The following is a 5,868-nucleotide window of genomic DNA, read 5'->3' as shown; positions in this document are numbered from 1 at the left end:
TTTATTCGCGTCAATCATCCGCGAACACTATTTTCTTTGTTTTACCCTCTATTTCTCCTTAACCGAGCAGTATTGGGTTGGGACTTAACTCAAAATGACGCAAATCAAGATGTTATGTAATTGAGGAAAATTTCATTTAGTCTGCAAATTTAGGGGGAAAATTTCACTTAGTCTGCAAAAAAATTTCATTTAGTCTGCAACAAAAATTGCTCAAACCCTTATTCTTGCGTTTTAAAAATTTCACTTAGTCTGCAAACCCACACCTTGATATACAACACTTCCACCAACATGCGATCGCGGAGGGTGCATGTTGGCAACGGAATAGTTTCTATTACGCTGCCGATAAATTTTGCTTGTCTTGGTATCGCCTTTGATGCGTCATCCAAGCGATAACCATTTACAGGGTGCTAACTTCCAGTTATAGTTAGCCGTAACTTATTATAGGCACAATGCAACTATAACTTTGACTGAGTGCAAAGATAGTTTACAAAAGTTGATCAGGCGGTTGCCATAATATTGGTTCAGCGAAGAGACAGAGGCATTGCTGCCAATATTGCATTTGGGAAAACTTTTCTCCCTGAAGCGGTTCCTGTCCCTCAATTTCTAAGATTCGGATCATGGATAACTGCAACCGCCTTGATGCAAAACCGTCTGGGAATACAAATTGTCTGCTTTAATTACAAAAATCATCTACTCGAATATCCCGCCAGACATCAGACACTTGCCAGCCAGAGTTGCCAATAGACTGTACTGGAGGATTGTCAAGGTGCGGAATATAATCAGGAACTCTTGATTCAGGAGCGACTACTGATTTCTCCTCAAGCTCAACCACAGGGGCAGTAGAATTGTCAGTATTAGCTTCAAGAAGAAGTTGGTCTTCTGCTTCTTCGATCAACTTCATCTGTTTCAGAGTAAGCTTGTCGGATTTTTTGATGATCTTCTTAGTATCTGTATGATTAGAAGTTTTCATTGGCTGTTCCCTTGAAGGCATTGGCTTAAAATTTGTCTGAGTAAATTTGGGAGAAGTTAGGTATAAATAATTTGCACGGAATTAACAAGGTACACCAAATCGATGGAAAATACGAGTCCCTTGCAGAAGAATTTATTAATTGTGTACAAATCTGTTTTCGGGTAGATGTTCCAGCATAATCTGTTGCTACGTCAAAAGTTTAGTGCGCCCAATGATTTCACATCTGTAGACGTGGCAAATGAACCGCTTGTAAAAAAATGGGCCCAAGACGTACTTCAAAAATGCTTTGACTGTATATTAACTAATGCAACAGCGATGTCTACGACGGGCTGCGCCTACGCAATTGGCTCAATGTGGTTCAGTTAAGAAAATTCCTCTGTGGAAGTAAGGGAACGGGGAGAGAAAAAACAGACTGATCTCAACTGTATTAGCCTATCGCCCAGGGGCACAGCATCTGGGTTTGATTGAGTAAGTTAATATAACGATTCAATAATGCATCAATGCAACAGATAATCAGCAAACCAAAGCGATCGCACCTGTGCTTGTGGCTGCGAAAGAAATTGTAGATAAATAGTGACAGCGTAAAGATAGATAATATCAACAAAAACTTACCCAGATAAAATAAATTAAGTTATTAGTACTATAAATTTTAAAACTGCCTCATTGGGATTTGAATGGGGCAGTTTTAAAATATGCAAGTACAAGATTTACAGGCTCAAGATAAGTAAAAGTCGGCAGTTTTATGGATGCTATTGCTGAAAATCTACTAATGAGTGACTTGAAACAAAAAACTGCATCCGTTAATTATCTCTATATCTCACGCTCACGAACTGCCGCCCTTACGTCCAGCTTCACGAGCTTCTTCGGAAGTGAACTCATGAGCAGTACCTTTCTCATGAGCAACTTGTCCACCTTTTTGTCCAGCTTCACGAGCTTCTTCGGAAGTGAACTCATGGGCAGTACCTTTTTCATGAGCAGCTTGTCCGCCTTTGCTTGCAATTTCGCGTTGCTTGTCTTCATCCATAGAAGCAAAGCCACGATTGCTAGTATCTGACATAATATGACTCCTTGTAACTAATTAAAGCTTTTTAGGTTTTGAGCTAATGAAACCTCAAAAGCAATTCAATTGAGTTGTCTCATAGCTCTAATTTAGCCCTGTAAATCGTAAGGATTCATGGTTCTTTGGAGATAAATAGTAACGATGAACTTATTCTTCAGATATATAACTAAAGTTATTCTTGCTACAATCCTATCCAGGCGGGCGTATATAATGCGAATATGGTACTTATTAAAGTTTGCCTGATTATTTATAGGAATCGTACTTGAATCTTGCTAAGTATACTGATAAACAAACTTTTGTATGGCAAGCTTCTAGCCAATTTGGTTTTTCAGAAATCAAATATGAGTCGTATACTAACAAAAATCCCCCGATAGGTCGGGGGCTAAAAAGTCAGAAAATAATATTAAACCTATTAGTTGCAATGCTAGCGTTCGCTTCACGGACAAAAATCTTTCAAAGGGTTGAATGACCTTTAAAGAATGATTGTGATAATCAGCACAAATAAACGCCTCAGTAAAACTTATTTTTTTCATTATCGTCCTATGGTCGTTCAGTAGCAGTAAGATTGGACACAAGACAGGTAAGGTGATTTGAGCAGCATACTCTTCCTTACCTGTATTTAAGTGAGTAGCCCTGCTCAGACAAAAATAACTTTACTCACTTGTTAGTGATTTGTATATCTCAATAATTACTGTAATTATTGAGATATACTTCACCCTGACTATGAAAGATAATTTTGTTAAGCCGAGTCATCCTCTAGACATTTAATAGAGTAGTCTTTTAGTAGATGTTTACACTTAGATTAAGCTATAAATTCAAAGTAAGTAAATATTATTTAATCTTTGGCTAAAAAAGGAGTTTTTTTATGATGTCAACTGTGATTTTTTTTGTTGGCTACACTGTAATATCTGCGTTTTTCATTTCTCATGTTGAGTAATTAGCTAGAAAGTATTAAGATTCCTATTTGATTACGGCACACTTGATAAGCGCAAATCGATTATCTATAAGGCTTTTGGGTGTGGGGTGTTGCTGAGTTGGGTGTAGTGAGGAAAAAGGAGCAACAACCACTTTGATTTTTGCAGATTTGACGCTGTTAATCTGTCCGTTTGCGTACATAGCCGATTCCACTTTGACTTATTTTATTCTTTGAACACCCCCCGCCTCCCACAGCGCACCGACAATAAATCCCCCTAGCTCCCAGTAGTCCTGTACCACTCCCGGTTGTCATTGCCGGGAGATGAGATTGTAGACTTGTACTGGAGTTGCGATTGCCACATCTGCGATCGCTTCCAGCTACAGGTAATTCAGTAGAATTATTGAGTAGAGCCGGAGTTTTGAGTGGAGAAACCAATTGAGGCAAAGTTTGACTGCACCAAGCCGGAAACTGAAGATTACGATCCTAACAGTAGGTTCAAGGGGAGACTTGCAACCATACTGCGCTTTGGCTATTGGCTTGAAGCGTGCTGGGCATGAGGTAACAGTTGCAACACACGAAAACTTTGCATCTTTTGTTAGAAAGTTTGATTTAAAGTTTGCACCGATCGCTGGCAATATGGAAGAGTTTCTGCAATCCAAGCAAGGGCAACGATTGATTGCGGGAGAAAAGTTGAAAAAAGAAGAAGGAGATAAGCTTTTACTTCAACAGTTGGAATCAGCTTGGAGTGCGTGTCAGGGAAGTGAGGTAATTATCTACACGCCGTTAGCTACCTTTGGATATCACATCGCAGAGAAATTAGGCGTACCTTGCTTTTTTGCATCAGTTCTACCGTTGACTCCCACAGGGATGTTTGGGTTTTTGAGATTTGCTCAAATAACTAAAAACCCGCTAAAGAAAGCGATAAATTATGGTAGCTACTTACTAGTAGAGTTTTTGTACTGGCAAAGATATCGTCAACTGCTCAATCACTTCAGAACAGAAACATTGAAATTGCCGCCTTTACCATATTTGGGCAGACGTTTCAGACAGAAGACTCCGGCGAATGTATCAAGAATTCCTGTATTGTACGGGTTTAGTTCACACGTGATCCCAAAACCTCGTGACTGGCCTGCATGGGTGTATGTAACTGGTTTCTGGTTTATTGACCAAGCCTCCGAATATGAGCCACCTCTGGAACTAGAGGATTTTCTGGGACGAAAGCAATTGCCTTTGTGTTTTGGGTTCGGCAGCATGACGATGCCCAATCCAGAATATCTCACACATTACATCGTGGAAGCTCTAAAGAAAACACATCAAGGCGGGATTATATTGTCAGGCTGGGGTAACGTTGGAAGAACGGTGAATATAAAAGATTCGCTACGAGTGTTTGTTCACAAGGAAGTTCCCCATGATTGGCTGTTTCCTCAAGTGCCAGCAGTAGTGCATCACGGAGGAGCTAGTACAACGGCGGCAGTGTTACGTGCGGGGACACCATCAATTACTGTACCCTTTTTTGCAGATCAGCCAGTTTGGGGAGAAAAGCTAACCCGGTTGGGAGTCAGCCCTGCGCCGATACCGTACAAGAAAGTGTCAGATAAAACTTTAGCAGCAGCAATTGAAATCGTACTGGGCGATGAGGTGATGCAGAAAAAAGCCCAGGAGTTAGGGGAGAAAATCAGGGCTGAGGATGGTGTGGCGAATGCTGTTGAAGTTTTCCATCGCCATCTAGGTTTGATTGGGTGAGAAATTGCAGACAATTAAAGAAGAAGTCAATTGCTTCCCTTTGACAAACCGGGTATTGTCTGTGGGACTGTAATTGTCTATAATCTAGGTACAAACAGAAAATAAGATACAATTTTAATCTATTTTAATAAGCAAGGCTTTAAACCCCTGTAAAAATAGTAGTAAGATTTAGTTTTTGCTATTTTAATTCCCGTAAAAAGCCACTTATTTCCCAAAAATTGCAATGAACCTATCCCACTAATAACATTTTGTGAATCCAAATGTGGATAGTAGCGAGGTCAATAAATGCGTCAAAATAAACCTTTCGACGCTCCCATCTAACGACTAGACGACGGTATTTGCGTTGATACCAAGCGAAACACCGCTCCTGCTGAAATCTAGGAACAGAAATTTTAATGGGTCTTCCTCTGTTTTTCCTTGTTTTCCAAACTCGTTTTGGCCATTGAGGGCGAATACCTCGTTTGCGTAGGGCAGCACGTTTTTCTTTGGAGTCATAACCTTTATCAGCAGCCAACACCTTGAGACGTTTACGCGGTCTGCCACGTTTTAATGTTTTTAGCTTTACACGATCAAGCAAAGGCAGTACTTGGTCTCGTTCACTACCATTGGCTGCCGTAGTGCAATTAGCTAAAGGCATTCCATTACCCTCTGTCAGCGTGTGAATCAGAATACCCTTGCCTTTGCCACCACGAGCTACGTCTTCACCGCCTCCCTTGCCAGGGGGAAAAAGACCCGTCTACCGCGCCATAATTCCAGTTTATCAGTCCTTTATCATCAGCGATCGCTAAGATACGCGCTTGTAAATGCTCAAATGTTCCGTCTTCATACCATCGTTTTAACCAACGATGAGCTGCACTCTTCGATGCCCAAATTGTTCCACGTGGTAGATCACACCACCTGCAACCACTGATCAGAATGTACAGCAGACTATTCAAAACATACCGAAATGGAACATGAGGCATTCCCCGACCACGCTCCTGCTGAAGAGGGAAAATATCCTCAAATAACTTCCATTCCAAATCACTCAATCCTTCAAAACGTCCAGCCATCTACCCCTCCTTGTTGAGAAGTAGATTACCATACTTTTATATTACAGCATTTACGGCTGTTATGAGGTACAGTAGCAGCAACTAGCAAACCAGTTTCTTAAATGTTGAGGATTTATTAAATCGAGTGCAA

General features: G+C 40.7%; 4 protein-coding genes and 3 pseudogenes. 1 reads left to right on the top strand and 6 read right to left on the bottom strand.

What is annotated here, in order from left to right; genetic code table 11:
• Positions 1-673: 673 nt before the first annotated feature.
• The 4 genes and pseudogenes from GNF10_RS34395 to GNF10_RS34385 form a co-directional block, all read right to left on the bottom strand.
• On the bottom strand, positions 674-970 hold the full coding sequence (locus GNF10_RS34395) for a hypothetical protein (protein WP_185586862.1): 297 nt from the start codon (positions 968-970) through the stop codon (positions 674-676).
• An 823-nt stretch (positions 971-1,793) separates the two neighbouring features.
• Positions 1,794-1,844, bottom strand: a pseudogene (locus tag GNF10_RS39395) (KGG domain-containing protein); the annotation flags it as partial.
• A 21-nt stretch (positions 1,845-1,865) separates the two neighbouring features.
• Positions 1,866-2,027 (bottom strand): annotated as a pseudogene (locus GNF10_RS34390) (KGG domain-containing protein); the annotation flags it as partial.
• Between the two features lie 1,096 nt (positions 2,028-3,123).
• Entirely contained in the window at positions 3,124-3,390 is a 267-nt protein-coding gene (locus GNF10_RS34385; RefSeq protein WP_185582294.1) for a hypothetical protein, read from the bottom strand.
• On the opposite strand from GNF10_RS34385, the gene GNF10_RS34380 reads away from it, so the two are divergent.
• Positions 3,382-4,689: a glycosyltransferase gene (locus GNF10_RS34380; RefSeq protein WP_311774263.1), complete on the top strand. Its 1,308-nt coding sequence runs from the start codon at positions 3,382-3,384 to the stop codon at positions 4,687-4,689. The two genes, GNF10_RS34385 and GNF10_RS34380, sit on opposite strands and share 9 nt — an antisense overlap.
• 229 nt (positions 4,690-4,918) lie before the next feature.
• On the opposite strand, the pseudogene GNF10_RS34375 reads toward GNF10_RS34380, so the two are convergent.
• Positions 4,919-5,365 (bottom strand): annotated as a pseudogene (locus tag GNF10_RS34375) (transposase); the annotation flags it as partial.
• 25 nt (positions 5,366-5,390) lie between these two features.
• A complete protein-coding gene (locus GNF10_RS34370; protein WP_185582296.1) occupies positions 5,391-5,738 on the bottom strand; it encodes a transposase in 348 nt (115 codons plus the stop codon).
• Positions 5,739-5,868: the final 130 nt, after the last annotated feature.

The organism is Nostoc sp. UCD121 (assembly GCF_014222285.1).
In the GTDB taxonomy this organism is placed as follows: domain Bacteria; phylum Cyanobacteriota; class Cyanobacteriia; order Cyanobacteriales; family Nostocaceae; genus Nostoc.
Note: the sequence above shows the minus strand (reverse complement) of the source record. Positions and strands in the feature narration are given on the sequence as shown.